The 25004-nt window shown below is 74.8% G+C and carries 27 protein-coding genes; 13 read left to right on the top strand and 14 right to left on the bottom strand.

Translation table 11 applies throughout. From position 1 onward, the window contains the following. Positions 1-211: 211 nt before the first annotated feature. Together ACFSBI_RS15155 and ACFSBI_RS15150 are read left to right on the top strand one after the other, a co-directional pair. Positions 212-1363, top strand: coding sequence for an alpha-hydroxy-acid oxidizing protein (locus ACFSBI_RS15155; protein WP_377936393.1), 1152 nt, complete (start codon positions 212-214; stop codon positions 1361-1363). A 184-nt stretch (positions 1364-1547) separates the two neighbouring features. Further along, positions 1548-2465, top strand: a complete 918-nt coding sequence (locus tag ACFSBI_RS15150) for a nuclease-related domain-containing protein (protein WP_377936391.1) — start codon at positions 1548-1550, stop codon at positions 2463-2465. A 102-nt stretch (positions 2466-2567) separates the two neighbouring features. On the opposite strand, the gene ACFSBI_RS15145 is transcribed toward ACFSBI_RS15150, so the two are convergent. From ACFSBI_RS15145 to ACFSBI_RS15130, 4 genes are all read right to left on the bottom strand, one after another. Beyond that, positions 2568-3452 carry an NAD-dependent epimerase/dehydratase family protein gene (locus ACFSBI_RS15145; protein ID WP_377936389.1) on the bottom strand — a complete coding sequence of 295 codons (885 nt, stop codon included), beginning with the start codon at positions 3450-3452 and terminating at the stop codon, positions 2568-2570. A gap of 157 nt (positions 3453-3609) precedes the next feature. Then, a complete protein-coding gene (locus tag ACFSBI_RS15140; protein WP_377936387.1) occupies positions 3610-5331 on the bottom strand; it encodes a CocE/NonD family hydrolase in 1722 nt (573 codons plus the stop codon). A gap of 103 nt (positions 5332-5434) precedes the next feature. Then, complete coding sequence (locus ACFSBI_RS15135) at positions 5435-6424, bottom strand: aldo/keto reductase (RefSeq protein ID WP_377936385.1); 990 nt, start codon at positions 6422-6424, stop codon at positions 5435-5437. A 74-nt stretch (positions 6425-6498) separates the two neighbouring features. Further along, a complete protein-coding gene (locus ACFSBI_RS15130) occupies positions 6499-7347 on the bottom strand; it encodes an MmyB family transcriptional regulator (protein WP_377936383.1) in 849 nt (282 codons plus the stop codon). A gap of 101 nt (positions 7348-7448) precedes the next feature. Between ACFSBI_RS15130 and ACFSBI_RS15125 the strand changes: the two genes are divergently transcribed. Further along, positions 7449-8213 carry an SDR family oxidoreductase gene (locus ACFSBI_RS15125; protein ID WP_377936381.1) on the top strand — a complete coding sequence of 255 codons (765 nt, stop codon included), beginning with the start codon at positions 7449-7451 and terminating at the stop codon, positions 8211-8213. 16 nt (positions 8214-8229) lie between these two features. On the opposite strand, the gene ACFSBI_RS15120 is transcribed toward ACFSBI_RS15125, so the two are convergent. The 3 genes from ACFSBI_RS15120 to ACFSBI_RS15110 all read right to left on the bottom strand — a co-directional run bounded on the left by ACFSBI_RS15120 (position 8230) and on the right by ACFSBI_RS15110 (position 10883). Then, positions 8230-9129 (bottom strand): oxidoreductase, encoded by a 900-nt coding sequence (locus ACFSBI_RS15120; protein ID WP_377936379.1) that lies wholly within the window; start codon positions 9127-9129, stop codon positions 8230-8232. Between the two features lie 54 nt (positions 9130-9183). Further along, a complete protein-coding gene (locus tag ACFSBI_RS15115; protein WP_377936377.1) occupies positions 9184-9843 on the bottom strand; it encodes an SIMPL domain-containing protein in 660 nt (219 codons plus the stop codon). Between the two features lie 263 nt (positions 9844-10106). Beyond that, positions 10107-10883 carry an alpha/beta fold hydrolase gene (locus ACFSBI_RS15110; RefSeq protein WP_377936375.1) on the bottom strand — a complete coding sequence of 259 codons (777 nt, stop codon included), beginning with the start codon at positions 10881-10883 and terminating at the stop codon, positions 10107-10109. Between the two features lie 79 nt (positions 10884-10962). Here ACFSBI_RS15110 and ACFSBI_RS15105 point away from each other — a divergent pair, with 79 nt between their 5' ends. The 3 genes from ACFSBI_RS15105 to ACFSBI_RS15095 all read left to right on the top strand — a co-directional run bounded on the left by ACFSBI_RS15105 (position 10963) and on the right by ACFSBI_RS15095 (position 12624). Further along, a complete protein-coding gene (locus ACFSBI_RS15105; protein ID WP_377936373.1) occupies positions 10963-11403 on the top strand; it encodes a MerR family transcriptional regulator in 441 nt (146 codons plus the stop codon). Next, entirely contained in the window at positions 11400-12371 is a 972-nt protein-coding gene (locus tag ACFSBI_RS15100; RefSeq protein ID WP_377936371.1) for an NAD-dependent epimerase/dehydratase family protein, read from the top strand. Before ACFSBI_RS15105 ends, ACFSBI_RS15100 begins: the two co-directional genes overlap by 4 nt. A 97-nt stretch (positions 12372-12468) precedes the next feature. Then, entirely contained in the window at positions 12469-12624 is a 156-nt protein-coding gene (locus ACFSBI_RS15095; RefSeq protein WP_377936369.1) for a hypothetical protein, read from the top strand. A gap of 51 nt (positions 12625-12675) precedes the next feature. Here ACFSBI_RS15095 and ACFSBI_RS15090 read toward each other — a convergent pair whose 3' ends face one another. The 4 genes from ACFSBI_RS15090 to ACFSBI_RS15075 all read right to left on the bottom strand — a co-directional run bounded on the left by ACFSBI_RS15090 (position 12676) and on the right by ACFSBI_RS15075 (position 15045). Beyond that, positions 12676-13485 (bottom strand): DUF1206 domain-containing protein, encoded by an 810-nt coding sequence (locus ACFSBI_RS15090; RefSeq protein ID WP_377936367.1) that lies wholly within the window; start codon positions 13483-13485, stop codon positions 12676-12678. A 75-nt stretch (positions 13486-13560) separates the two neighbouring features. Continuing rightward, positions 13561-14031 (bottom strand): DUF4395 domain-containing protein, encoded by a 471-nt coding sequence (locus ACFSBI_RS15085; RefSeq protein ID WP_377936365.1) that lies wholly within the window; start codon positions 14029-14031, stop codon positions 13561-13563. Next, a complete protein-coding gene (locus ACFSBI_RS15080; protein ID WP_377936364.1) occupies positions 14028-14471 on the bottom strand; it encodes a thioredoxin family protein in 444 nt (147 codons plus the stop codon). The genes ACFSBI_RS15085 and ACFSBI_RS15080 overlap by 4 nt, the downstream gene beginning before the upstream one ends. 61 nt (positions 14472-14532) lie before the next feature. Continuing rightward, the gene (locus ACFSBI_RS15075; protein ID WP_377936362.1) at positions 14533-15045 is read right to left on the bottom strand and encodes a hypothetical protein; all 513 of its coding nucleotides are present in this window, start codon (positions 15043-15045) and stop codon (positions 14533-14535) included. Between the two features lie 135 nt (positions 15046-15180). On the opposite strand from ACFSBI_RS15075, the gene ACFSBI_RS15070 reads away from it, so the two are divergent. Then, entirely contained in the window at positions 15181-15819 is a 639-nt protein-coding gene (locus ACFSBI_RS15070; protein WP_377936360.1) for an MSMEG_1061 family FMN-dependent PPOX-type flavoprotein, read from the top strand. Here ACFSBI_RS15070 and ACFSBI_RS15065 read toward each other — a convergent pair. Further along, positions 15810-16274 (bottom strand): phage holin family protein, encoded by a 465-nt coding sequence (locus ACFSBI_RS15065; protein WP_377936358.1) that lies wholly within the window; start codon positions 16272-16274, stop codon positions 15810-15812. The two genes, ACFSBI_RS15070 and ACFSBI_RS15065, sit on opposite strands and share 10 nt — an antisense overlap. Before the next feature lie 56 nt (positions 16275-16330). Between ACFSBI_RS15065 and ACFSBI_RS15060 the strand changes: the two genes are divergently transcribed. From ACFSBI_RS15060 to ACFSBI_RS15050, 3 genes are read left to right on the top strand one after another with little or no spacing between them, the layout of a single operon-like run. Next, a complete protein-coding gene (locus ACFSBI_RS15060) occupies positions 16331-16621 on the top strand; it encodes a biopolymer transporter Tol (RefSeq protein ID WP_377936356.1) in 291 nt (96 codons plus the stop codon). Positions 16622-16630: 9 nt separating this feature from the next. After that, positions 16631-17197: a hypothetical protein gene (locus ACFSBI_RS15055; protein ID WP_377936355.1), complete on the top strand. Its 567-nt coding sequence runs from the start codon at positions 16631-16633 to the stop codon at positions 17195-17197. Between the two features lie 34 nt (positions 17198-17231). Then, positions 17232-17570 (top strand): hypothetical protein, encoded by a 339-nt coding sequence (locus ACFSBI_RS15050; RefSeq protein ID WP_377936353.1) that lies wholly within the window; start codon positions 17232-17234, stop codon positions 17568-17570. Positions 17571-17573: 3 nt separating this feature from the next. On the opposite strand, the gene ACFSBI_RS15045 is transcribed toward ACFSBI_RS15050, so the two are convergent. After that, complete coding sequence (locus ACFSBI_RS15045; RefSeq protein ID WP_377936351.1) at positions 17574-18242, bottom strand: TetR/AcrR family transcriptional regulator; 669 nt, start codon at positions 18240-18242, stop codon at positions 17574-17576. A 106-nt stretch (positions 18243-18348) separates the two neighbouring features. Here ACFSBI_RS15045 and ACFSBI_RS15040 point away from each other — a divergent pair, with 106 nt between their 5' ends. After that, positions 18349-19872, top strand: coding sequence for an MFS transporter (locus ACFSBI_RS15040; RefSeq protein WP_377936349.1), 1524 nt, complete (start codon positions 18349-18351; stop codon positions 19870-19872). Between the two features lie 112 nt (positions 19873-19984). Here the strand turns inward: ACFSBI_RS15040 and ACFSBI_RS15035 are convergent, their stop codons facing one another. Further along, positions 19985-20452: a hypothetical protein gene (locus ACFSBI_RS15035; RefSeq protein ID WP_377936347.1), complete on the bottom strand. Its 468-nt coding sequence runs from the start codon at positions 20450-20452 to the stop codon at positions 19985-19987. Between the two features lie 183 nt (positions 20453-20635). On the opposite strand from ACFSBI_RS15035, the gene ACFSBI_RS15030 reads away from it, so the two are divergent. Beyond that, the gene (locus ACFSBI_RS15030) at positions 20636-24157 is read left to right on the top strand and encodes a TM0106 family RecB-like putative nuclease (protein WP_377936345.1); all 3522 of its coding nucleotides are present in this window, start codon (positions 20636-20638) and stop codon (positions 24155-24157) included. A 4-nt stretch (positions 24158-24161) separates the two neighbouring features. Continuing rightward, on the top strand, positions 24162-25004 hold an 843-nt coding region (locus ACFSBI_RS15025; protein WP_377936343.1), incomplete at its 3' end, for a hypothetical protein.

Raw genomic sequence — 25004 nt, 5'->3', positions numbered from 1 at the left:
CCAAGACCGGTCCCACGATCCGCTGGGCCGACGACGGCACCGCCATCGACGAGGAGGACGACAACACCCCGTTCTGAACCGGAACGTCTCCGAGCATGGGACGAGGTGCGCCGGTGTGCGACCTGGACGTCGTGCAGGTCGTCCAGCGATGAGGAGCGGGTGCTTGGCTCATCAGTGCGCCGCGCCGTGCGGCTCGAACGACGGAGGCACCGTGGCCTACAGCGACTACCAGCTCGGCATCTACCTCGAGGGCGCGCTCGGCCGATCCCCGGACCTGCCGATGTCCTACGCCGAGCTCGAGCGCCAGGGCTCGGCCGCGATGGACCCGGCCGTGCTGGGCTACGTCGCGGGCGGAGCCGGCGACGAGACGACCCAGACCGCGAACGCGGCGGCCTTCGAGCACTACGGCCTGCTGCCTCGGATGCTCGTCGGTGCCTCGCAGCGCGATCTGTCGGTCGAGCTGGTCGGGCTGCGGCTGCCGAGCCCGCTGCTGCTCGCGCCCGTCGGCGTGCTCGGCGTCGTGGCCGAGGACGGCGACCTGCAGACGGCCCGCGCCGCGGCAGCGACGGGCGTGCCGATGATCGCCTCCACGCTCTCCGACGCGCCCCTCGAGCAGGTGCGGCAGGAGCAGGGCGGCACCCCGGGCCTCTTCCAGCTCTACCCGCCGGCCGACCGAGAGCTCGCCGAGCACCTGGTGCACCGCGCGGAGGCCGCCGGGTACTCGGCGATCGTGATCACGCTCGACACCTGGGTCAACGGCTGGCGGCCGCGCGACCTGCAGCGCGGGTACCTGCCGATGCTGCAGGGCCGCTGCCTGGCGAACTACCTCACCGACTCACGCTTCCAGGCGCTGCTCGCCGAGCAGGGCGGCAGCGGGCCGGAGGCGGTCGTGCGGCTCTGGGCCTCGCTGTTCGGCAACCCCTGGATGACCTGGGACGATCTGGCCTGGTTCCGCTCGATGACCTCCCTGCCGATCCTGCTGAAGGGCATCTGCGCACCGGACGACGCGAAGCGCGCGATCGACGGCGGCATGGACGGCATCGTCTGCTCGAACCACGGCGGCCGACAGGCGAACGGCGGCATCCCGGCGATCGACCTGCTCGAGGGCGTCGTCGAGGCGGCCGGGGCCGCACCCGTGGTCTTCGACTCCGGCGTCCGCTCCGGCGTCGACGTCGTGAAGGCGCTCGGCCTGGGCGCGACCGCCGTCGCGATCGGCCGCCCCCACGTTCACGGCCTCGCGATCGCCGGTCAGCGAGGCGTGGAGCACGTGGTGCGCAGCCTGCTCGCGGAGGCCGACCTGACGATGGCCGTCGACGGCTACCGCGACATCGCCGCGCTGCGAGGTGCGATCCGGCGCGTTTGAGCCGAGTCGCCGCCGATGCGGGAGCGATCTCGCGCCCACGAGCCCCCCGGTCAGCGAAGAACACCTGCACTCTTCTCGTCGCAGCATTCGTCCTCTCGTATCGGAGGATTTCGGGATCGAGCATTGCCCAGTTGAAGGGCTGTTATTCGCACACTCCTTTTCTTTAGCGTCGAAGGATTCGACCTTGAGAAAGAAGGAGGGTGCGACCGTGTCGTTGAGCGAGCACCAGCACGCGCCCGATCTTCCGGAGCCGATCCTCACCCTCCGCGGCCGCGTGCCGGGTCATGCAGCGATGACCTACTTGTTGACGCAGATGGACCTCCGAGGATCTGCGGACTCCATCGTTCCCGCAGATCTGCGCTCCTGGCACGTCGGCGTGATCGGGGAACAGATCGTCGGCCATGAACTCGCATTCCTGCCCTCCGGCTGGCACGTGCTGCATGCCGTTCCAGCCGGCTCCGCGGGAGCGGACATCGATCACCTGGTCATCGGTCCTGGCGGCGTGTTCGTGATCAACACGAAGCACCACGCTGACAAGACCATCCGAGTCGGTGAGCACGTCGTCTGGATCAACGGATTCGAGCAGTCCGGCTACCAGCGCGAACTCCTCCGCCGATGCGACGAGGTGTCGACGTCGATCTCGGCCTTCAGCGATGTAGGGATTTCAGTCACGCCGCTGCTCGTGTTCGTGCGCGCCAGAAGGCTGGCGAGCGTGGGTGTCCCCAGGGTCGCCGCAGTGACGTCGGCAGGCGTCGTCGGCTACCTGACCAGCCGACCCGAGAAGCTCAGCTCCGAGCAGGTGCAGCAGATCGCGGACGCCGCCGCCCTTCCCGCAACCTGGGGGGCAGATGCAGATGCGGCTCAAGAGCCCGATCCGACTGCTCGATTCCTCGAACTGCGTACGGTGCCGCAGCACCGTGTCGTGGATCAGCCGCGCCCGGTGATGAGGCGGCCGAGACCGGCTCGCGGCCGCACGCGTGCTCGTCGCCTTCTCGCAGGGTTCGTGGCCCTCGGGTTCGCGATGGCCGTGCTGCCCGCCCTGCTTGCTCTGTTCGTCACGCTGCTCGGTACATTCCTGTCGCTTGTCACCGGGGCCCGTTGACAACGCATCCGGAGGTGTTGAGGTCAGCGTCGCCGCGCGGGCCGCCCGGCACCCGACATCCGCCTCGTCGGCCTCCGCTCGGCCCGGCAGTCAGGACGGGCGTCAGCGCTGCAGCGCCCTCCCGTCCGCATCGAGGTAGTCGCGCCACGAGCGCTTCGGCGTCCAGCCGAGCAGGCGACGCGCCTTCTCCGTCGAGATGCCGGACGCGTCGACCCGGTCCAGCGGCCTCAGCTCGATCTGGTCGCCGTAGAAGCGGTGCAGCTGCTCGGCGAAGTCGTGCCCGCCCGCGTTGTCCGCCGCCGCGATGTAGAAGACCTCGTGGCCGGGCAGATCCGACTCGGCCGCGAGCACCAGCGCGTCCGCCAGGTCGTCCGCGTCGATGTAGCTCCAGAAGTTCGCCGACAGGTTCGAGGGGTCCCGCACCTGCTTGCCGAGGTTCGACTCGTAGTTGTCCTCGTTGTGCACGGTCGACGGGCGGATCGAGATCGCCTTGATGTCGGATCGACGCACCGCGGCGTCCATCAGCTGCTCCCCGAACGACTTCGAGAGCGCGTACGGGTCCTGCGGCTTCAGCGGGTGCTCCTCGTCCATCGGCAGGTAGTCCGGCAGGAAGGGGCGTTCGGGGAAGAAGTTGCCGACGATGCTCTCGCTCGACACGTTCACGAACCGCGGCACGCCGAACCGCACCGCCGCCTCGATGAGGTTGAACGTCGACATCAGGTTCGTCTGCAGCACGACGTGCGCCGGGTGCGAGGTCGGCTGCGGGATCGCGGCGACGTGCACGACCGCGTCCGCGCCGGCGACGACGGAGAACGCCGAGCCCGCGTCCGTCAGGTCCGCCATCACGTAGCGTCCGGGCACGACGACACCCGCGTCGAAGACGGGCCGTACCAGGTCGACGCCGGTGACGTCGTGCCCGGCGTCGACGAACGCCTGCACCGTCGCGCGACCGACCTTGCCCCGAGATCCGGTGACGACGACCTTCATGCGGCTCCTCCTCCTGCGCGGGATGCCGCCGATGCGGCGCTGCGCGACCGCTCAAGCGTAGGGAGGGCGGCCGCTCGAGCCTGAGGGTGCGGTCGTGCGGGAGCTCCGGCGGGGCTCGGTCCCCGCGATGTGCACCCCTGCGGTCCGCGACGGCGGATCAGGAGCGCACCGGGCTCCCCGGGGCCGGAACCCGCGCCGCGTCCGCGGGCAGCACCGGGAGCCGCAGGTGCGAGGGGTGCTGCGCGTCGTGGAACACCTCGAAGCGGCAGGGCGGGCCGTCCGTGCTCTCGGCGAGCGAGCGGCCGGTGCCCGGGTTCGGCGCGAAGCGCGGGAAGGCGCCGCCCGCCACCACCAGCCGCAGGCGGTGGCCCTTCGCGAAGCGGTAGGCGGTCGGGAACAGCTCGACGTCCACCGTCAGCACGCCGTCGTCGCCGACCGTCACGTCGTCAGCGGGCACCGTCTTCGGGTCGAGTCGGCGGATGCCGTCGACCACGTTGCGGGAGACGCCCTGCTCGTCCACGTCGCACAGGCGCACCACCACGTCCGCGTGGTCGCGCTCCGGCCGCACGTGCAGCGTGGCCCGGACCGGTCCGACGACGTCGAGGTCCGCCGGTTCGACCTGTCCCGTGAGCACGAGGACGTCGATGCCCTGCTCCGCCCGCCAGTCGTCGGTCTGCGCAGCGGGGGCGAACAGCAGCGGCCCGCCGTCAAAGACCGTCGGGTCGTCCGGGTGGAACGTGAACGTGCTCGGCGGCACCGCTCTCTCGGGCGGCTCGGCGGCGAGGGCCGCGTCCGCCGTGAGGTACCGGCGGTCCGTCGTGGCCTGCGGCGGCGGCCAGGTCTCGAACCCGAGCCAGTCGTCCGTGCCCTGCAGCTGCACGCGCACCGCCGCGCCCTCCGGCGCCGGGCCGCCCTGCAGGTGGTGCTCCAGCCACTCGAGGTCGGAGCGGAGGATCTCCTGCAGCTCCGGCCGCCGGCCGTGCAGCCACGGGCCGATGGTCAGGCGGGCGGGCACGCCCGCTGCTCGGAGCGCTGCGTAGTCGTGCAGCTGCGCCTGCAGGAACAGGTCCCACCAGCCCGTCACCATGTTCACCGGCGGCATGCGGGTCAGATCCGCCCCGTCGTGGTCCGCGACGTCCCAGAACGCGTCGCCGGGGGCCGCGTGCTCGGTGAAGTCGCGCCAGAACGGCACCGGCTGCCCCGTCGACGTCACGTCCGCCTCCCGCAGCGGTCGCGTGCTCAAAGCCCGCACGACGCGGCGGCGACGCCCGAAGCCTGCCAGCAGGGGTGCCGGCTGCGGCTCCTCCTGCCGGGCGATCGAGTCGCTCCAGCCGATCGCGTTCAACGAGCCCGGGGCGCCGTGCTCGTAGAAGAGGTCGCGGATGGAGGCGGAGGTGATGTGCAGCGACAAGGCGACGAGCGGCGGGTCGGCGTACGGCGCGACCGCCCACTGCGTGTGCCCGAAGTAGCTGGCGCCCGTCGTCGCGACCCGGCCGTCGCACCACTCCTGCCGCCGCACCCAAGCCAGGGTGTCGAGCCCGTCCCGGTGCTCGTCCGTGAAGGGCCGGAAGACGCCGCCCGATCCGAACGTGCCCCGCACCGACTGCTGGAAGACGGTGAACCCGCGTCGCGCCAGCACCGTCGCGAACACCCGGCCGAGCAGCTGCGAGCGGCCGTACGGCGTGCGGATCAGCACGACCGGCTGCGGGCCGGCATCGAGCGGGCGGTAGAGGTCGCCGAGCAGGACGGTGCCGTCCGCCATCGGCGTGCCCAGGTCCGCGGTCACCGTGAAGTCGACGGAGCCCGCGGGCTGCCCGGCGAACAGCTCGATCACCCGCCGCTTCAGCAGCGTGGAGAGCGTCGTGCTGCTTCGTCGCATGCGTTCAGTGTGCGCCCGGCCGTCGGACGGGAGCCGAGCAGCCGTGATCCTCGATTGGGCAGCACCCGGACCGGGACCTCCGAGGAGGTCCCGGTCGACCTGCTCACTCCCAGACGGGGACGGCGCCCTCCGCGTACCGCGCGCCCGCGGCGCCCTCCGGCACGATCTGCTGGATGCGGTCGAGGTCGTCCGCGGTGAGCTCGACCTCCGCGGCGCCCACGTTCTCCTCGAGCCGCTTCGGGCTGCGGGTGCCGGGGATCGGCGCGATGTCGTCGCCCTGGGCGAGCAGCCACGCGAGCGCGAGCTGCGGCGTCGTGATGCCCTTCGACTCGGCCAGCTCGGAGAGCCGGTCGATCGCTTCCTTGTTCCGGCGGTAGTTCTCGCCCTGGAAGCGCGGGTTCGTGCGGCGGAAGTCGCCCTCGTCGTACTCCTCCGCCGGCTTCACGTCGCCGGTCAGGAAGCCGCGGCCGAGCGGCGAGTACGGCACGAACCCGATGCCGAGCTCGCGGAGCACGGGCAGGATCTCGGCCTCCACCTGGCGCTCGAACACCGAGTACTCGGTCTGGAGCACGGACACCGCCTGCACGGCGTGGGCGCGGCGGATGATCTGCGGGCCCGCCTCCGACAGCCCGAAGTAGCGGACCTTCCCCTCGTCGATCAGCGCCCGCACGGCACCGGCGACGTCCTCGATCGGCACGTCGGGGTCGACGCGGTGCTGGTAGAGCACGTCGATCACGTCGGTGCCGAGCCACTTCAGGCTGCGCTCCGCGACCTCGCGGATGTGCTCCGGGCGGCTGTCCATCCCGGTGCGGTTGCCGTCGGCGTCGAAGGAGAAGCCGAACTTCGTGGCGATCACGACCTCGTCGCGGAACGGCGCGACGGCCTCGCCCACGATCTGCTCGTTCAGGCCCTTGCCCATCCCGTACAGCTCGGCGGTGTCGAAGAAGGTGACGCCCAGCTCGTGCGCCCGCCGGATGACCGCGACGCTGTCGTCCCGGTCGCCTCCCGGGCCGTACGCCATCGTCATCCCCATCGTCCCGAGGCCGAGCTCGGAGACCTCGAGGCCGTGCTGTCCCAGTGCGCGCTGCTGCATGGGGAGGACAACCGGACGCAGCGGTCTCGGCCTTCCCGATCTCAGCGGATGCGAAGGGACTCGAGCCCGCTGCGCTACTCCCCCGCGGCGATGCGCTGGGTGCCGAGCACCGCGAGCAGCCGCAGCCGGCTCTCCGCCTCGCTGCCCGGCGCGGGCGTGAGGACGAGCAGGGTCTGCGAGCCGTCCTCGGTGAACAGCGCCTGGCAGTGCACCTCGATGGCGCCGACCTCGGGGTGCAGCAGGGTCTTGCGATCCGCGAAGCGGCGCCGCACCTCGTGCTGCTCCCACAGCGCCACGAACTCGGGGCTGCGCTGCTGCAGCTCGCGCACCAGCTCCGCCGCCCGCGACCGCGGTCCCAGCTCGGCGGACGCGGCGCGGAGCGAGGAGACCTGCGCTCGGCTCTGCCGGTCGTGGTCGTCCGCCGGGTAGTGGGCGCGCTCGCGCTCGGGGTGCACGAACCAGCGGTAGGCGGCGCTCCGCTCCAGCCCGGTGAACGCGCTCACGTCGCCGAGCAGCGCGCGGGCGAGGTCGTTCTGCACGAGCACCTCGTCGAGGCGGGACAGGATCAGCGCCGGCGTGTCCTCCAGGCGGTCGAGCACCCGCAGCAGCGCGGGCGCGACGTGGTCGTCGGCCGTGACGGCGTCCGGCGCGCTGTGCCCGGCGACGCGGTACAGGTAGTCGCGCTCGTCGCGGGTCAGCCGGAGCGCCCGGGCGAGCGCGGCGAGCATCTGGGTGCTCGGCTGCGGGCCGCGCTGCTGCTCGAGCCGCGCGTAGTAGTCGCTCGACATCGCGGCGAGGTGCGCCACCTCGTCCCGGCGCAGTCCCTCGACCCGGCGGCGCGCGCCCGGCGCGAGCCCGACGTGCTCCGGTCGCAGCGCGCTCCGGTGCCGGGTGAGGAAGTCGGCGAGCGCGGCGCGGTCCACCCCTCGAGTGTGCCGCTCGGGCGGAGGGCGAGCCAGGGACCCGCGATCCGGGGATGAGCGCGCTCTGCCGCCGGCGCACCCCGCCGCGCACGATCGAGGCCATGGACACCACCTCGAGCACGATCTTCATCCCCGGCGCGACCAGCGGCATCGGCCTCGCCCTCGCGCTGCGCCTCAAGGCCCGCGGCAGCACCGTGATCATCGGCGGTCGCCGCACCGAGCTGCTCGAGCGTCTCCGCGACGAGCACGGCTTCGACACGGTGCGCATCGACACGGCCGACCCGGCGAGCATCCGCGAGGCCGCCGCGGAGGTGCTCACCGCGCACCCCGACCTCGACGTGCTCGTCGCGATGGCGGGCATCATGCGCGTGGAGGACTGGCACGCGCCGGAGGGCTTCCTCGCGTCCGCCGAGGCGGTCGTCACGACGAACGTGCTCGGCCCGATCCGGCTCATCGCCGCCTTCGCGGAGCACCTGCAGCAGCGCCAGGCGGCGACGATCGTGACCGTCTCCAGCGGCCTCGCCTTCGTCCCCCTCGCCGCGACGCCCTCCTACAACGCCTCGAAGGCGGCGATCCACCAGCTGTCGGAGTCGATCCGGCTGCAGCTCGCCGACACCTCGGTGCGCGTCGTGGAGCTGGTGCCGCCGGCGGTGCGGAGCGACCTGCTGCCGGGGCACGCGGAGAACGAGGACGCGATGCCGCTCGACGCCTTCGCCGACGAGGTGATGGGGCTGCTCGAGACGCAGCCCGACGCCGACGAGGTCCTGGTCGAGCGGGTCGGCCTCCTCCGCTTCGCCGAGCGCCGCGGCGACTACCCCCAGGTCGTCGCCGCGGTGAACGCCCGCGACCCGCACGGGAAGGAGTAGCCGGGAAGCGTCCGGGTCAGCGCGGCGGCGCGACGGCGTCGAGCCGGGCGACCTGCTCGTCGGCGAGGCGTACGGAGGCGACCGCGAGGTTCTGCTCCAGGTGCTCGAGCGAGGAGGTGCCGGGGATCAGCAGCACGTTCGGGTCGTGCGCGAGCAGCCATGCGAGGCCGACTTGGGCGGGCGTCGCACCGACCTCCGCGGCGACGGCCTGCACCTCGGCGTCCTCGACGACCTTCGGCTGGCCCGGGAACGCGGAGCCGAGCGGGAAGTACGGCACGTAGGAGATCCCGTGCTCCGCGCAGAAGCCGAGGACGTCCTCGTCGTCGCGCGACAGGAGGCTGTAGGCGTTCTGCACCGTCACGACGCCCGCCTGCTCGAAGGCCTGCCGCACCTGGGCGAGGGTCGCGGTCGAGATGCCGACGCCCGCGATCAGGCCGTCGTCCCGCATGCGGACCATCTCGGCCAGCTGGTCCTCGAGCGCGACGTGCTCCCCCTCGTCCATGGACCCGTCGTCGCCGTGCAGCCGGAGGTTCACCGCGGCGAGGCGCTCGACGCCGAGGGAGCGGAGGTTCTGCTCCACGTCCTCGCGCAGCTGCTCCGGCCGCTGCGCCGGGTTCCAGGCGCCGTTCGCGTCGCGCCTCGCCCCCACCTTCGAGACGAGCGCGAGATCGTCGGCGTACGGGTGCAGCGCCTCGCGGATCAGCGCGTTGCTGACGTCCGGCCCGTAGAACTGGGCCGTGTCGATGTGGTTCACGCCCGCCTCCACGGCGCGGCGCAGCACCGCGATCGCGGCGTCGTGGTCCTTCGGCGGGCCCATCACGCCCGGTCCCGGCAACTGCATCGCGCCGAAGCCGACGCGGTGCACGCGGTAGCCGGCGAGGTCGTACGTGTCGACGGGGGTCGTGGAGTCGGACATGGTGCGGACGCTACGCCCGCGACCTCCGGGCGGCTCTCGGCGAGCGCCCCGTCGTCAGGCCGGCAGGCGGACGAGGAAGTCCGCGGTCACCTCCGCGGCGATCTCGATGTCGTCCGGCCGCAGCTCGAACCCGGACGAGCCCGAGGCCGACAGCATCGCGCGGGTGGTGAATCCGCCACCGGCGTGCGAATCCGCGCCCGGGCGCAGCCCCGGCTCCCACAGCGCCTGCAGCTCGACGCTCTCGGCACCGATGGCTGCGGCGTACGCCTCGGCGCGCTGCGTCGCGTCGCGCACGGCCTGCACGCGCACCTCCCGCTGCACCTGCGTCCGGTGCGCCTCGGTCACCGTCCAGTCGATGTCGGCCACGGTGACGCCCTCGAGCGACCCGGCCTGCTCGACCCAGTCGGACAGGGCGCCGAAGTCGCGGAACTTCACGCGGACCTCGGCGGCCGCGGCCTGCACGACGTCCGCCACCTCGCTGTCCTTGCGGTAGCGGCGCACGGAGTGGACCCGGACTTGGTCGCTGCCCCACCAGGTCGCCGCGCCGCGGTGGACGAACGACTTCGCGTCCGCGACGAGCCGCTCGTGCAGCGCAGCCACGTCGCGGACGACGACCTCCCGGTCGGCGTGCTCCAGGGCGAGCCCGAGGGCGAGGGTGCCGCGCTCGGCGGGCAGGAAGCGGGCGGCGGCGCCGTGCACGGCGATGAGGACCATGCGCCCATCGTGCAGGTCGCCGACCGCGGTCGGCGACGGCGTGTCGCTGCGCCCCCCGAACGGGTGCCGCGGAGAGCATGGGCACCGCATCCCGCCGGAAGAAGGAGACCTTCGTGTCGAAGCCCCTGGTCGTCATCAGGAACTGGGCGATCGAGCAGGTGACGGCGGTGCGGAGCGTGTGCCGCCCGCTGCCGGCGCACAGCGGCCACCTGCGCTGAAGCGCCCGGACGCGCCGGCGCGTCCGGCGCGTCGATGCCGGCGCCTCAGCCCTGCAGGCGCCGGCGGACCTCGCGAGCGGTCCCTCCCGGGTCGACGCCGTGGTCGTGCGACTCGGGCACCACGACGAGCTCGGCCTGCGGGATCGCGGCCGCGAGCCGCTCCGAGGCCGTCACGAGCATCGGGAACGTCGGCTCGCCGCGGAGGATGGTCACGGGCGAACGCACCGCGAGCATCGCCGCGGTCGGCGTCGACGTCGCGCGCGTGAGCAGCGCGTCGTGGACGACGGACTGCGCGAGCGGCACGAGCGACGCGAACATCGGGCTCGACCGGATCTGCTCGACGACGGCGTCGGGCAGCCCCACCGCCTCCCGCTGGAACAGCACGACCGCGTCGTCGCCGCGGCCCGCGTCGACGAGGGCCTGGAGGCGCTCGGGCAGGTCGTCCGCGGGCTCCCCCTCCCCGAAGCGGAAGGGCGGCTCGGACAGGAACAGGTACGAGGCCGGCACGCCGACCCCGGCGGCCAGCAGCGCGAGCACGGCGCCGGACGAGTGGCCGAGCAGCGCGCCGCCGCCGACCGCCTCGAGCACGGCGGCGAGGTCCTCCGCCTCCCGCTCGGGCGCGTAGGGCGCCGTGTCGGTGCTGTCGCCGCGGGCGCGGCGGTCCACCGAGACGCCCTGCAGCCCCGCGTCCGCCAGCGCACGGGCGAGCGGCACCCCGGCCTCACGCGTCGAGAACGCGCCGCCGACGATCACGACGGGCCGCCCCTCCCCGATCCGCTCGAACGCGATCCGGGTGCCGTCGGCGGACTCGACCTGTTCCATGCGGTCATCAGACCGCCTCTGCGGGGTCGGCGGCAACCGCGCTTGACCTCGAGCGCTTGAGGTCTGCTCCACTGAGCGAATGAGCACGATGACGATGCGCGAGACGGAGTCGAGGACCGGGCTGCCGGCCCCGACGCTGCGCTACTACGAGGAGATCGGCCTGATCGGGCCGATCGCGCGCGAGGAGCACAGCGGGCACCGGCGGTACTCCGAGGCCGACCTCGACGCGCTGCAGGCGCTCGCCTGCCTGCGCGGGATGGGCGTCGGCATCGAGGACATGCGGACCTACCAGGCGAACCGCGCGCTCGGTGCGGTCGCCGCCGGCGAGCAGCGCGACCTGCTGACGCGGCACGCGCGCCGGATCGAGGCGGAGATCGAGCGCCTGACGGTGCACGTGCGGTACCTGGCGGAGAAGGCGGCGCTGTGGGACGCCCGCGACCGCGGTGACGCCCGGGCCGAGGCGACGGCGAAGCAGCGCGTGGAGGAAATCCTCCCGGCGCTCGAGGGGAGCCTGCGATGAGCGAGGTGCTCGTCACCGGCGGGACCGGCTACCTCGCGACCCGCCTGATCGCCGACCTGCTGCTCGACGGCGGCTCCGTGCGCACGACCGTGCGGGCGCCCGAGCGCGCCGCCGCGGTGCGCGAGGCCGTGCGGCGCGCGGGCGCCGACGACGCCGGGCTGAGCGTCGTGGTCGCGTCGCTGACGGCGGACGACGGGTGGGCCGACGCCGTCGAGGGCGTCGAGGAGGTCCACCACCTCGCCTCCCCCATGGTGCAGACCACCGATCCGGACGCGGTGGTCGGGCCGGCCCGCGACGGTGCGCTGCGGCTGCTGCGGGCGGCCCGCGACGCCGGCGTCCGCCGGGTCGTGCTGACGTCGTCGTTCGCGGCGGTCGGCTACACCCCGAAGCCCGTTCGCGACTACGACGAGACCGACTGGACCGATCCGGACACCCCGGGGCTGCCCGCCTACCCGCGGTCGAAGGCGGTCGCGGAGCGCGCTGCATGGGACCTCGTCGAGCGCGACGGCGGCGGGCTCGAGCTCGTCGTCCTCAACCCGACGTGGATCGCCGGGCCGACGCTCACCACCGAGGCGCGATCGTCCCTGCAGCTCTTCATCGCGATGCTCGACGGCACGATGTCCGCGGTCCCCCGGCAGCGTTTCGGGATCGCGGACGTGCGGGACGTCGCGCGGCTGCACCGCGCGGCGATGCGGACCCCGGCGGCGGCCGGCCGGCGCTACCTGGCGCTCGCCGACGGCCCGACCAGGACCTTCCTCGACGTCGCGCAGGTGCTGCGGGACCGGCTCGGGCCGCTCGCGGCGCGCGTGCCGACCGCGGAGGCCGCGGGCGACGAGCCCGCGCCGCTCCAGATCCGCAACGACCGGGCGAAGGCGGAGCTCGGCTTCCGGCCGCGGCCGGCGGAGGACACCATCGTCGAGACCGCGACGCGCCTGCGCGACCTCGGGATGCTGCGCGAGCAGGGCTGATCCGCCCGTTCGGGGGCTTGCGGGCGCGACACGCGGAAGCGGACCCTGCGAGGGCCGGACCACCCGATCCGGTCCCCGCCTTCCCCCAGAGGCCCGCATGCCCCCGAAGCTCTTCGTCGTCCCCTCCGTCGACCCCGCGGAGCGCCCGCCGCGCCTGCACGAGCGCCTGGCGCCGCGCGTCGCACCGGTGCTCGTCGGGCTCGGCATCGCCGTGGTCAGCGCGCTGCCGCTGCTGCTGACGCCCGCGCCCTGACCCGTGCGGCAGTACCCGGTCGAGCCGCTCTGATCGGTCCGGCCGACCTGATCAGTCCAGCCGCGCCAGACGCGCCCGCGCGACCAGGTAGACGCCGGAGGCGATCCAGCCGACGCCGATGGCCGCGAGGACCACGCGGCCGAACGGCAGGCCCGCGAACGCGCGCAACGCCCCGTCCAGGCCGGAGGCGGCACCGGGGTCGGTGCGCCAGGCGGCCACGACGAAGAGGATACCGACGACCGCGATCGCGACGCCGCGTGCGACGTAGCCGACCTGGCCGAGCACGACGACCGCGCGGCCGCGGGAGCCCGACGGCACGCGGATCGTCTCGAGGAAGCCCTTCGTGACCCCGCGGTGGACGAGCGCGACGCCGATGACGACCACGCCGACCCCGACGAGGCCGAGCAGGATCTGGCCGCCCGGCAGGGAGAGCACGGTGGAGCTGCCCTGCCTCGCGGAGCGGCTCGAGTCCTGCGAAGCGCCGAGCACCGTCCTGAGCGCGGTCACCCCGACGGCCCCGTAGACGACGGCCTTGCCCCAGGCCTTCACCCGCTCCTTCCAGACGCGCTTCGCGTCAGAACCGCGCTCGAGGAAGCCGTCGACGACCAGCCAGAGCGCGAGCGCGAGGCCGCCGATCGCGACGAGCCAGACGACGACCGCCCCGAACGGCGCCTGCGCAAGGGCCTTCAGCGCGCCGGACTGGTCGGCCTCCTGACCCCCGCCCTGCACGGCCACCTGGATCGCCAGCACCCCGACGAGCCCCTGCACGAGGCCGCTCGCGGCGAAGCCGAAGCGGGCGAGCCCGCGGAACCAGGTGCTCTGCTGCACGCCCTCCGCGTTCTGGCGAGCCGTCTCGGTCATCCGCGCCCCCTGCTCCGGCCGCCACGAGCCGCCCTGGGCCCCCGACCCTAGTGACCCCGGAGACGGAGCGGCTGGTCAGACCCCGACGAGCCGCGGGAAGGCGCGCGCGAGCCCGAGGTACATCGCGCAGCCGAGGCAGAAGCCGAACACCGAGTTGAGGAACGCCGCGATGAAGGCGAGCGCGATCGCCACCGGCAGGGCCGCCGGCACCCCCACGAGGGCGAGCAGCACGCCGAGCGCGGTGATGACGAAGCCGACGCCCTGCGCGAAGGTCGGCGGCCGCACGTCCTCCGTCTCGGCGGGCGGGGCGAGCCGCGGCCGGACGAACCGGGCGTAGATCCGGCCCCAGGGGTGGCGCCGGATCCCGGCGAACGCGCCCCACGCGAACAGCAGCGCGAGCGCGGCGGTGAGGATCAGCGCCGCGAGCGGGGCGCCGCCGACGGCGAGCACGAAGTCGACGAGCAGCAGCACGGCGGTGATGCCGGCGCCGAAGCGCGGGCCGCGCGGGTCCACCCGGTCGGCGGGGAGGCGGTCGGCGGCGCTCACGAGCGGGCCTCCGCGAGGCCGGCCGGGCGCAGACCGGCGAGCAGCTCGTCGACGTCCGCCGCGCGCGGGGCGCCGGAGAACCGCGCCACCTCGGCGCCGCGGGCGTCGAGGACCAGCACGGTCGGGGTCTGCAGCACGTCGAAGCGGGTCGCGAGCTCCGGGCGGTCGGTCAGGTCGACGTCTGCGTGCCGCACCCCGGGCGTCCGGCCCGCGACCTCGCCGAGCAGGCGTCGGGTCGCCGGGCAGCGCGCGCACCACTCCGTGGAGAACTGGAGCAGCGTGCCCTCGTCGCCGAAGGCACCGGGCTCGAGCGCGACGTCCGCGGGGCGCACCAGCCGGCCGGAGCCGCGCCGCCGCCGGCCGTCGAGCGCGCGCCAGAGCAGCCCGGCGCCGGTCGCGACGGCGACCAGCGCGAGCGTGAGCAGCAGGGTCGTGAGCACGTGCTCGACCCTAAGCACGAACGCCCGGACGTCTGCGCCGTGTGACCTCCGGTGAAGCGCGCTACCGGCGGAGGTTCGCGAAGGGCAGCACGCCGTAGCGGTCGCGGAAGTCGCCGAGCATCCGCGACTCGACCGCCGCCGCGTCCTCCTCCGTCGCGTTCCACGCGACGAGCAGCTCGTCGCGGTCCGCGAGCTGCCAGATCGCCCGCCCGCCCCAGTGGCCGACCGGCTCGCCCGCGCCGAAGCGGCGGTACTCGTCGAGCCGCTTCTCGAGCCCGCGGCGCCCGGCGCTGCCGCGCGTCGCCTTGCCGATGTACACGACCTCCGGCCCGTCGACCCAGGCGCGCTCGAGCGCCTCCGGGGCGATCGCCGGGTCCTTGCCCTTGAAGCGGCCGCCGCTCGACTCGCGCATGAACATCGGGGCGGCACCGGACGTCCGCAGCACCGCGTACACCCCGGGCGCCTGCGGCACCCCGGCCTCCGGCAGCTGCGAGAAGGGGACGAAGCCGGCGAAGCCGCCGTGCTCCAGCGCCTGCCGCGACCAGGGCCGCGGGCCGTCGTGCTCGCCGCTCACGCGGCGGCCCTCCCGGCGCCTCGTCGGGTCGGGGTGGGTCGGAGTCCAGTGCCTGCACGCATCGTGCCGCGAGGATAAGCAGCCGACACGGGAGCGCGCCGGTCGCGGGCCGCGTGTCCGGCGTAGCGTCGCCGTATGGCGACGATCGAGGACTGGACGACGGTCGACGACGAGGCGGCGCTCGTCGCCCTGATCGGCGAGCCGAACGCCCGCGCCCGGGACAAGGCGCGCCCGGCGCTGCGCGCCGAGGACCGGGCGTGGCTGGCCGCCTCGCCGTTCTGCGTCGTCGCCACCGCGGACGCCGACGGGCGCTGCGACGCGTCGCCGAAGGGCGACCCGGCCGGCGAGCTCGTGCACGTGATCGATGACACGACCGTCGCGCTGGCGGAGCGGCCGGGCAACCGGCGGGCGGACGGCTACCGCAACATCCTCGCGAACCCCCACGTCGGGCTCGAGTTCCTGATCCCCGGCCGCGGGGACACGCTACGGATCAACGGGCGGGCCCGGCTGGTGTCCGAGGCGCCGTTCTTCGACGCGATGGTCGTGAAGGGCCACCGGCCCCTGCTCGCGGTCGTCGTCGAGATCGAGGAGGTCTTCTCCCACTGCGCCAAGGCGTTCATGCGCTCGCGGCTGTGGGAGCCGGAGACCTGGGCGCCGGACGCCGTGCCGCGGCGGGCGGTGCTCGCGAAAGCGCTCGAGCCGGACGAGCGCACCATCGAGGAGCTCGACGCCTACTACCGCCCCGAGTCCTACGGGCAGGGCCTCTACCGCTGATCGGCCGGGCGGCGGCGGGCGCGCTGCACGCGGCCCAGCTCCGCCGCGCCGCGGGACGCGAGCACCGCGGTCGCAGCGCCGCTCATCCCCGCCACGACGACCGCCGAGCGCGCGTAGCCGATCCGGTTGCCGAGCCCCCGCCAGAGCGCGACGCCGGTGAAGAGCACGGCGGTGTTGCCGGTCGCGGCCGCGGCGCCGTGCAGGCCCGCGCCGCGGGCTCCCGCCCGGGCGGAGGCGGCGACCTCGGAGCGGGCGGAGGCGAGCTCTTGCCGCACGAGCCCCGCCACGTCCTGCCCGACCCCGCTGACGAAGCCGCCCAGGGCCCCGGTCGCCTCGCGCAGCAGGCCCGCGCCGTCGGCCGCCGCGTCGCGCTCCTGGCGCACCCGGTCGGCGACGCTGCGCCCGAGGCCGCTCAGCAGGTCGCGCAGGTCCGGCTGCTGCTGGTCGTCCGCCATGCGAGCGAGCATGCCGCGCGAGCCCGTGAGGACGGCGGGAGGGCCAGGATGACGGCGTGACCGAGGACGACGAGCACTGGATCGTCCTCGACGGGCGGCGCTGGCGGCGCAGCGATCCGGCGCTGCCGGAGGACCTCGCGGCCGCGCTTAGGTCCAGGCTCGGCGCCGCGCGCTCGGCGGTCGGCGTCGCGAAACGCGCCGGCGACGACGCCGCCGCCGCCGCGGCGCGGCGCCGGGTCGACCTCGCGAAGCACGGCCTCGGCGAGCGGGGCCCCAGGTGGTGGGAGGAGCCGGTCGAGGCGCGGCTCGAGCGGGCGAGGGCCGCGCTCGAGCAGCTCGACGCCTAGGTTCGTGCGGTGGCGAGACTCACGGACGACGACTTCGACGCCCTCCGCGCACAGCAGGACCGGGCCCGGGCGAGACCGCTGGGCGCGCTGCGCAGCGCGGACGGCGAGCAGCGCGGCGAGGCCCTCGACGCCTGGATCACCGCGGGCGACACCCTCGCCGAGAAGGCGATCGCGGCGCTCGACGCGGGCGACGACGAGCGCGCCGCCGCGCTCGTCCGGCGGATCGTCGACCTCCCCGTCGTCGACGGGAGCACCCGCACCGGGCTCATGGCGGTCGACCTCGTGCTCGTCGGCGAGGTGCTCGAGCCGCTCGAGGAGGGCGATGCCGCCGGCCTGCTCGAGCGCCCCCTGCGGCTGCTGCCGGACCTGCCGCAGCCCGTCGCGGACGAGCTGCGGCACGTGCTCGCGGCGCTGACGGACTACGACCTGCCCGCCGCGGTCCGCCGCCGCATCGCCGCGGTCGTCCCGCTCGAGGACCGGCTCCAGCCGCCGTTCTCGGGAGTGCCGGAGGACGAGCTGCCCGCGGCCGTGACGGGCGTGCTGCGGCTGGTGCTGCGGCTGCGCTCCGACGGGTGAGGAGGGCGTCCGACCCGCCGGATACGCTGCGGCCGTGGCGGACGACACCACCCCTGCGGACCTCGAGCGCGAGCTCGGCATCGACCAGCGGCGCATCCGGCACCACCTGCGCCAGCGCTACGGCACCCTGCCCGCCTACACGGACAACTGGCACCTGAACGCCCGGGCGGCGGAGGAGGTGCGCCTCCACTTCCGCGCCGAGGCCGAAGCGCTGCGAGCCGCCGGGCTGCCGACCCCGACCGCGCACCTGCGGCAGACCGACACCGGGAGCATGCCGGTGCTGTTCCGCGACGCGACCGGCACGACGACCTACGACGCGGACGGGCGCCTCGTCTACCTGCCGGGCCCCGACGAGGAGCAGCCGGAGCGCTGAGCCCTACCCGCCGGCGGGCAGGCCGAGCGCGGGCAGCACGACGCCGTCGATCAGCCCGACCAGGAAGTCGCGGTCGACCGGCCTGCGCTGCACCAGGGTGCGATAGGCCGTCATGGACGGGCCGATGTGGGCGATGGTGTCGATGTCGACGCCCGGGCGCACCTCGCCACGGTCGATCGCGCGCTGGATCAGCATCCGGTTCACCCGGGCGCGGGGCTCCGTGATCGCCTCGTTCACGGCGTCGGCCAGCCCGGGGTCGCGGGACAGCATCGACACGAGGCCGCCCATCACCTGCATCTTCCGCTCGCTGTCCTCCAGGGAGTGCGGGCGGATCATCGCCACCAGGTCGCCCCGGAGCGTGCCCGTGTCGGGCAGGTCCTCCACGCGGGAGGCCGCCTGCTTCATGCACGCGACCGCGTCGATCACGAGGTGCGCCTTCGACGGCCACCGCCGGTAGACCGTCGCCTTGCCCGCCTTCGCGCGGGTCGCGACCATGTCGACGGTCATCCCGTCGTACCCGCACTCCGCGAGCACCTCGATCGCGGCGTCGAGGATCTCCGGGTCGCGGCTGTGGTCGCGCTTGCGTCCCGGTCGGGCCTGCTCGTGCTCGACGTCGTTCTGCTCGACGTCGATCTGCTCGCCCTCGGTCGCGGCGAGTGCCTGCTGCGTCATCGCGGCGGTCCCTCCTGTTCCCCACATCGTACGCCCGATCCGACACGCCAGCGTTCTGGAACCGATGGTTTCCGGAACCCACGCGTTCCGTATACGCTCCTGCTCCATGACCTCTCCCCTCCAGGCCCCCGCAGCAGGGGCCGCCCCGGCGGGCCGCCGCCGCTGGTGGACGCTCGCCGTCGTCGCGCTCGCGCAGCTGATGGTCGTGCTCGACGCCACCGTCGTGAACATCGCGCTGCCGTCCGCGCAGGCGGACCTCGGCTTCTCCGACGCCGACCGGCAGTGGGTCGTCACGGCCTACTCCCTCGCCTTCGGCAGCCTGCTGCTGCTCGGCGGCCGGCTGTCCGACCTCATCGGCCGCAAGCGCGCCTTCCTGATCGGCCTCGTCGGCTTCGCCCTCGCCAGCGCCCTCGGCGGCGCCGCGGACACCTTCGGCGTCCTGATCGCGGCCCGCGCCCTGCAGGGCGTCTTCGGTGCGCTGCTCGCGCCCACCGCGCTCGCCGTGCTCACCACCACCTTCACCGTGCCGAAGGAGCGGGCGCGCGCGTTCGGCATCTTCGGCGCCCTCGCCGGCGCCGGCGGCGCGATCGGCCTGCTGCTCGGCGGCGTGCTGACCGAACGGCTCGACTGGCGCTGGAACCTCTACATCAACGACGTGATCGCCGTCGTCGCCTTCGTCGGCGCGATCGTGCTCGTCCCCGCCCTCCGGCACGTCGGGCCGCGGCCGAGGCTGGACGTGCCGGGCACGCTGCTCGTCTCCGGCGGCCTGTTCGGCCTCGTCTTCGGCTTCTCGAACGCGGAGCGCGACGGCTGGGACTCCCCCGCCTGCTGGGCCTTCCTCGTCGGCGCCGCCGTGCTGCTCGCCGCGTTCGTCGCCTGGCAGCGCCGGGCGGGCAGCCCGCTGCTGCCGCTCTCGATCCTCCGCGACCGCAACCGCTCGGCCGCCTACGCCTCCGTCATGATCGCCGGCATCGGCATGTTCGGGGTCTTCCTCTTCGTCACCTACTACGTGCAGACGACGCTCGGCTACTCGCCGGTCCAGACCGGCGTCGCGTTCCTGCCGATGATCGGGATGCTCGTGCTCGCCGCGCAGCTGAGCACGAACCTGCTGCTGCCGCGCCTCGGGCCGAAGGTCATGGTGCCGATCGGCATGGCGCTCGCCGCGACCGCGATGGTGCTGCTCACCCGCCTCGGCGTCGACAGCGCGTACGCGCCCGACGTGCTGGTGCCGCTGATGCTCATGGGCGCCGGGATGGGCTCGATCATGCCCGCGTCCATGCAGACCGCGACCCTCGGCGTCGACCGGCGGTACGCCGGGGTCGCCGGCGCGCTCGTGAACACGAGCCAGCAGGTCGGCGGGTCCATCGGCACGGCGCTGCTGAACACCCTGGCCGCGACCGCGGTGACGGACTACCTCGCCGCGCACGCGCCGCTCACCGCGGCCGTCGGCGCCGAGGCGGCCGTGCACGGCTACGCGACCGCGTACTGGTGGTGCGCCGCGTTCTTCGCGGCGGGCGGCGTGATCGCCGCGGTCGCGTTCCGGCGCCGCACCCCGGTCGTCCCGGAGTCGCAGGTGCAGCAGGTCGTCCAGCCGGACACGATCCAGGAGGCCGCGCCCGCCGCGGTCTGACCCCCGGGCCCGGTGCGCGCCGGCGCCCTGCAGCAGGACATCCGCCCTCCGGCAGGAGATCCGCCCGTCGGATGTCCTGCCGCAGGGCGGATCTCCTGCTGACGGGCCGCGGTCAGGCGGCGTCGCGGCGGGCGGACTCGCGCTCCTGGCGCAGCAGCCACGTCTCGTGCCGCACAGCGGCGTCGACCCGCCACGCGGCGCGGCCGACGTCGCCGATGCCGGGCAGGCGGACGATCCACTCCATCAGCGGCTCGGCGAGGCGGATCCGGAGCATCCGGTCGGCCTGCTCCTCCCCGTGCCAGCGCGGGTCGTCGAGCCACACCGGGATCACGGTGAGCAGGTCCGCGGCGAGCGCGACCCGCGCGACCGCGCCGTCCGGGTGGAACTCGTGCTCCAGGGCGACGAGGGCGTGCTCGTTCGGGTCGAGCAGGCCCGCCGCGACCGCCTCGAGGCAGGCGCGGAGGTCCGCCTCCGCGGTCAGGAGCCGCTGGCTGCGGCTGCCGGTCGCCAGGCGGTGCTGCTCCGCGAAGAACCCGCCGAGCACGTCCTCCGCCCGCCATTGCACCCGCTGCCGGATCATCCCGACAGTGTCGCCGATGCCCCTGACGACGTCACGGACCTCCCGCCTGGAACCGCGGACTTGCCGCTTCTTGCGGTCGCGAGCGGCGTGTCGGCGCAAGGAGGGGCAAGTCCGCGGTGCCTGCCCGCGGGAGGACGGGCGGTCGGGGCGCGGCGTGTCCGAGGGGGTGCCTAGGGTGCCGCCGTGTTCCTGATCGACGGCGCCGCCGTGCTCTCCGCGACCGACCTGAAGGCGGCGACGGAGTGCGAGTGGGCGGTGCTGCGGCGCCTCGACGCGCGGCTCGGGCGGGTGGAGGCCGTACCGGACCCGGCCGAAGCGCTGCTCGAGCGCGCGGCCCGGCTGGGCGACGCCCACGAGGAGCGGCAGCTGGCCGCCTACCGCGCCGAGCTCGGCCCGCACGAGCCGGGTCGTCCGGGCGGGGTCGCGGAGATCCCGCGACCGGCGGACTCCCGCGACCCCGCCGCGCTCGCGGAGGCGCAGCGGCTGACGCTCGAGGCGATCGCGGGCGGCGCCGACGTCGTGTTCCAGGCCACCGTCTTCGACGGGCGCTTCGTCGGCTTCGCGGACTTCGTGCTGAAGGCGGGCGACGCGTGGGAGGTCGCGGACACGAAGCTCGCGAGGCGGGCGCGCGTGACCGCGCTGATGCAGGTCGCCGCCTACACGGGCGCCCTGGCGGCCCTCGGCGTGCCGATGGGCGACCGCGTGCACCTGCTGCTCGGCGACGGCACCACGTCCACGCACCGGCTGGCGGAGGTGGAGCCGGTGCTCGAGCAGCGCCTCGGCCGCCTGCGCCGCCAGGTCGACGAGCGCATCGCCGCCGTCGACGGGCCGATCCGCTGGGGCGCCCCGGACGTCGTCGCCTGCGGCCGGTGCGCCGAGTGCACCGCGCAGGTGACGGCGCTGCGGGACGTGCTGCTGGTCGGGCGCCTCACCGTCCGGCAGCGGGACCGCCTCGCCGCGGTCGGGGTGCGCACGATCGACGAGCTCGCGGTCAGCACCGGGCCGGTGGAGGGCATCGGCGCGGGGCCGCTGCAGCGGCTGCGGCTGCAGGCCGGGCTGCAGCTCGCGGCGGAGCAGCGCGGCGGCGGCGTCGAGGCGCGCGTGGTCGACCCGGCCGGGCTCGGCGCCCTGCCGGAGCCCGACGAGGGCGACGTCTTCTTCGACTTCGAGGGCGACCCGCTCTGGACCGACGACGGCCGCACCTGGGGGCTCGAGTACCTGTTCGGCGTCGTGGAGCACGCCGGCGCGGGCACCGTCTACAGGCCGTTCTGGGCGCACGACCGCGCGGGCGAGAAGGCGGCGCTGCAGGCGTTCCTCGCCTACCTGCAGCAGCGGCGGGCGCAGCATCCCGGGCTGCACGTGTACCACTACGCCGACTACGAGCGCAGCCACCTGCAGGCGCTCTGCGCGCGGCACGGCGTCGGCGAGGCGGTCCTCGACGAGCTGCTGCGGGAGCACGTGCTCGTCGACCTGTACCCGGTCGTCAGCCGCAGCATCCGCATCTCGGACCGCAGCCTCAGCCTGAAGCGGCTCGAGCCGCTCTACATGGGCGACCGGCTGCGCACGAGCGAGGTGGCGACGGGTGCCGAGTCCGTCGACGCCTACGTCGAGCACACCCGGCTGGCCGTGGCCGGCGACACCGCGGCCGCCGAGGCGGTGCTCGCCGAGATCGCGGACTACAACGAGTACGACTGCGCCTCGACGCTCGGCCTGCGCGACTGGCTGCTCGCGCTCGCCGACGAGCACGGGGTCGCGCGCCGACCGCCCGCGCCCGACGACCCGGAGCGCGACGCGGCGATCGGGCGCCAGGAGGACGCGGTGCGCGACGCGCTGCTCGCCCGCGTGACGGACGTGCCGCGCGCCGAGCGGACCCCCGAGCAGACGGCGCTCGCCCTCGCGGCCGCCGCGATCGAGTACCACCGCCGCGAGGACAAGGCCTTCTGGTGGGCGCACTACGACCGCGAGATCGCCCCCGTCGAGGACTGGTCGGACCAGAAGGACGTGCTCGTCGTCGAGACGGCGGAGGTCCTCGAGCCCTGGGCTCAGGAGGGCCGGGCGAGGTCCGCGAGCCGCACGCTCCGGCTCGTCGGCGCGCTCGCCACCGGCAGCTCGCTGAAGCCGGGCGACGCCTGCAGCGTCATGTACGCGGACCCGGTGCCGGTCGGCTGCGACCCGGTGCCCGCCGGCCAGCGCGGCGAGCACCCGCGGGGGGCGGTGCGGGAGGTGACGGCGCTGCCGGACGGGCGCACCGCGGTGGTCGTCGTCGAGCAGGCCGGGCAGCGCGACGGCACCGCCTGCGAGCCCTGGACCGCCCTGCCGTTCGCGCTGACCCCGGGTGCGCCGATCCCGACCCGCGCGCAGCGCGCCGCGATCCTCGAGTGGGGTCGCCGCGTGGTCGGGGGGCTGCCGGCCGGCGACCCGGTGCTCGACCTGCTTCGCCGCGATCCGCCGCGGCTCGTCGGCGGCGGCCCGCTCGTCTCCCCCGCCGACCCGACCGCCGCGGCGGTGGTGCGGGACGTGCTGCGGCTCGACCGCTCCTTCCTCGCCGTGCAGGGCCCGCCCGGATCCGGCAAGACGCACGTGGGCGCGCAGGTCGTCGCCTCCCTCGTGCGGGACCACGGCTGGCGGGTCGGCGTCGTCGCGCAGTCCCACCCGGTCATCGAGAACCTGCTCGACCGCGTCGTCGACGCGGGCCTCGACCCCGACCTCGTCGGCAAGCGGATCGGGTCGGCGGGGACCGTCGGCTCGTGGACCGCGATCGAGCCGAACCGGCCCGTCGGCGTGCAGCTGTGGACGGGCCGGCGTCGCCAATCCGGCTTCGTGCTCGGCGCGACGGCCTGGACGCTCGCCGACCCGAACGCGGTCGAGCGGAAGCAGCTGGACCTGCTCGTGATCGACGAGGCGGGCCAGTTCTCCCTCGCCGACACCGTCGCCACGGCGGTGTCGGCGAAGAACCTGCTGCTGCTCGGCGACCCGCAGCAGCTGCCGCAGGTCAGCCAGGGGCTGCACCCGGAGCCGGTCGACACCTCGGCCCTGGGCTGGCTGTCCGCGGGCCACGACGTGCTGCCCGCCGAGTACGGCGTGTTCCTGCCCGAGTCGTGGCGGATGCACCCCGCGCTCACGCGGGTGGTCTCCGACCTGTCGTACGAGGGCCGGCTGCGCTCCCACGACGCGGTGACCGCCGCCCGCGCGCTACCGGGTGTCGCACCCGGCCTCCACCCCGTCCCCGTGGACCACCCCGGCGACGCGGTCGAGTCGGTCGACGAGGCGCGGGTCGTGCTCGACCTCGTCCGGGCGCACCTCGGGCTGCCGTGGACCGATCCCGGCGCAGGGCGGGTCGACGACCCGCTGACGGAGACGGACCTCGTCGTCGTGGCGCCGTTCAACGCGCAGGTCGCCCTGATCCGCACCGTGCTCGACGCCGCCGGGCTGCGCCGCGTGCGCGTCGGCACGGTCGACCGCTTCCAGGGGCAGGAGGCCGTGGTCGCCATCGTGTCGCTGACGGCGTCGAGCCCCGCCGACGTGCCGCGGGGCGCCGGCTTCGTGCTGAACCGGAACCGGATGAACGTCGCGATCTCGCGGGCGCAGTGGGCCGCCCACCTGGTGCACTCCCCCGAGCTCGCCGGCGCCCTGCCGCGCGACGCGGACGGGGTCGCCGAGCTGAGCGGGTTCCTCCGTCTCGTGGGCACGGAACCGGCATCCTGAGCGGATGAGGGCGGGCGGGCGGGCGCGGAGGCTCGCCGCGGCGATGCCGCAGGCGGTGCGCCGCATCGAGCCGGTCGCACCCGACTGGCTGCTGGCCGTCGTCCGGCCGAAGCCCGCTCCGCCGCCGTGGTCCGCGATGATCCGGTACGCGGCGACGATCGGCGGCGCCCTGCTCGCCGGGGTCCTCGCGGGGCAGGTGGCGATCGGGGCGCTGCTGGCCACCGGCGCCCTCACGGGCGCGTTCGGCGACCGCGGCGGGCCGCTCGGCGAGCGGCTGCGGAGGATCGCCGCGGGCTGCGGCGCGGGACTCGTCGGTCTGGCGCTCAGCCGCCTGCTGCTGGAGCCCGGCCCCGGCTCGGTCGCCCTCGTCGCGCTGGCCGGTGCCGTGTCCGCGTACGGCAGCGCGATCGGCGCGGTCGCGTCGTTCGCGTCGCTGCAGCTGATCGTGATGATCGCGGTCGGCGCAGGACTCGGCGCGCAGGTGCCGCTGCCGCTGCTGCTCGGGGCCTTCGCCCTCGGCGGGGCATGGGCGGCGGTGCTCTCGTGCGCCTTCGCGGTCGCGCGGCCCGAGGCGGGAGGCCCCCGGCCGGCGGTCGCGGCCGTCTTCGACCGCCTCGCGGACTACACGGCGGCGATCGCCGACCGCAGGGACCTCACCGCGCCGCGCGCGACGCCCGGCGGCGCGCTCGCGGAGGCGTGGGACGCCGTCACGGCGGCGCGGGCGGTGTCCCCGGGGCGGCGCGACGACCTGCACCGGCTCGCGGCGACGCTGACCCCGGCGACGGAGCTGGCCCGGGCGGGCGCGGGCGGTCGGGGCGCCGGGGGGGGGGTGGCGGACCGCCCGCGC

The organism is Amnibacterium endophyticum (assembly GCF_042680685.1).
Taxonomy (GTDB): Bacteria; Actinomycetota; Actinomycetes; order Actinomycetales; family Microbacteriaceae; genus Amnibacterium; species Amnibacterium endophyticum.
The sequence above is the reverse complement of the archived record's forward strand: the minus strand, read 5'-3'. Positions and strand labels throughout refer to the sequence as shown.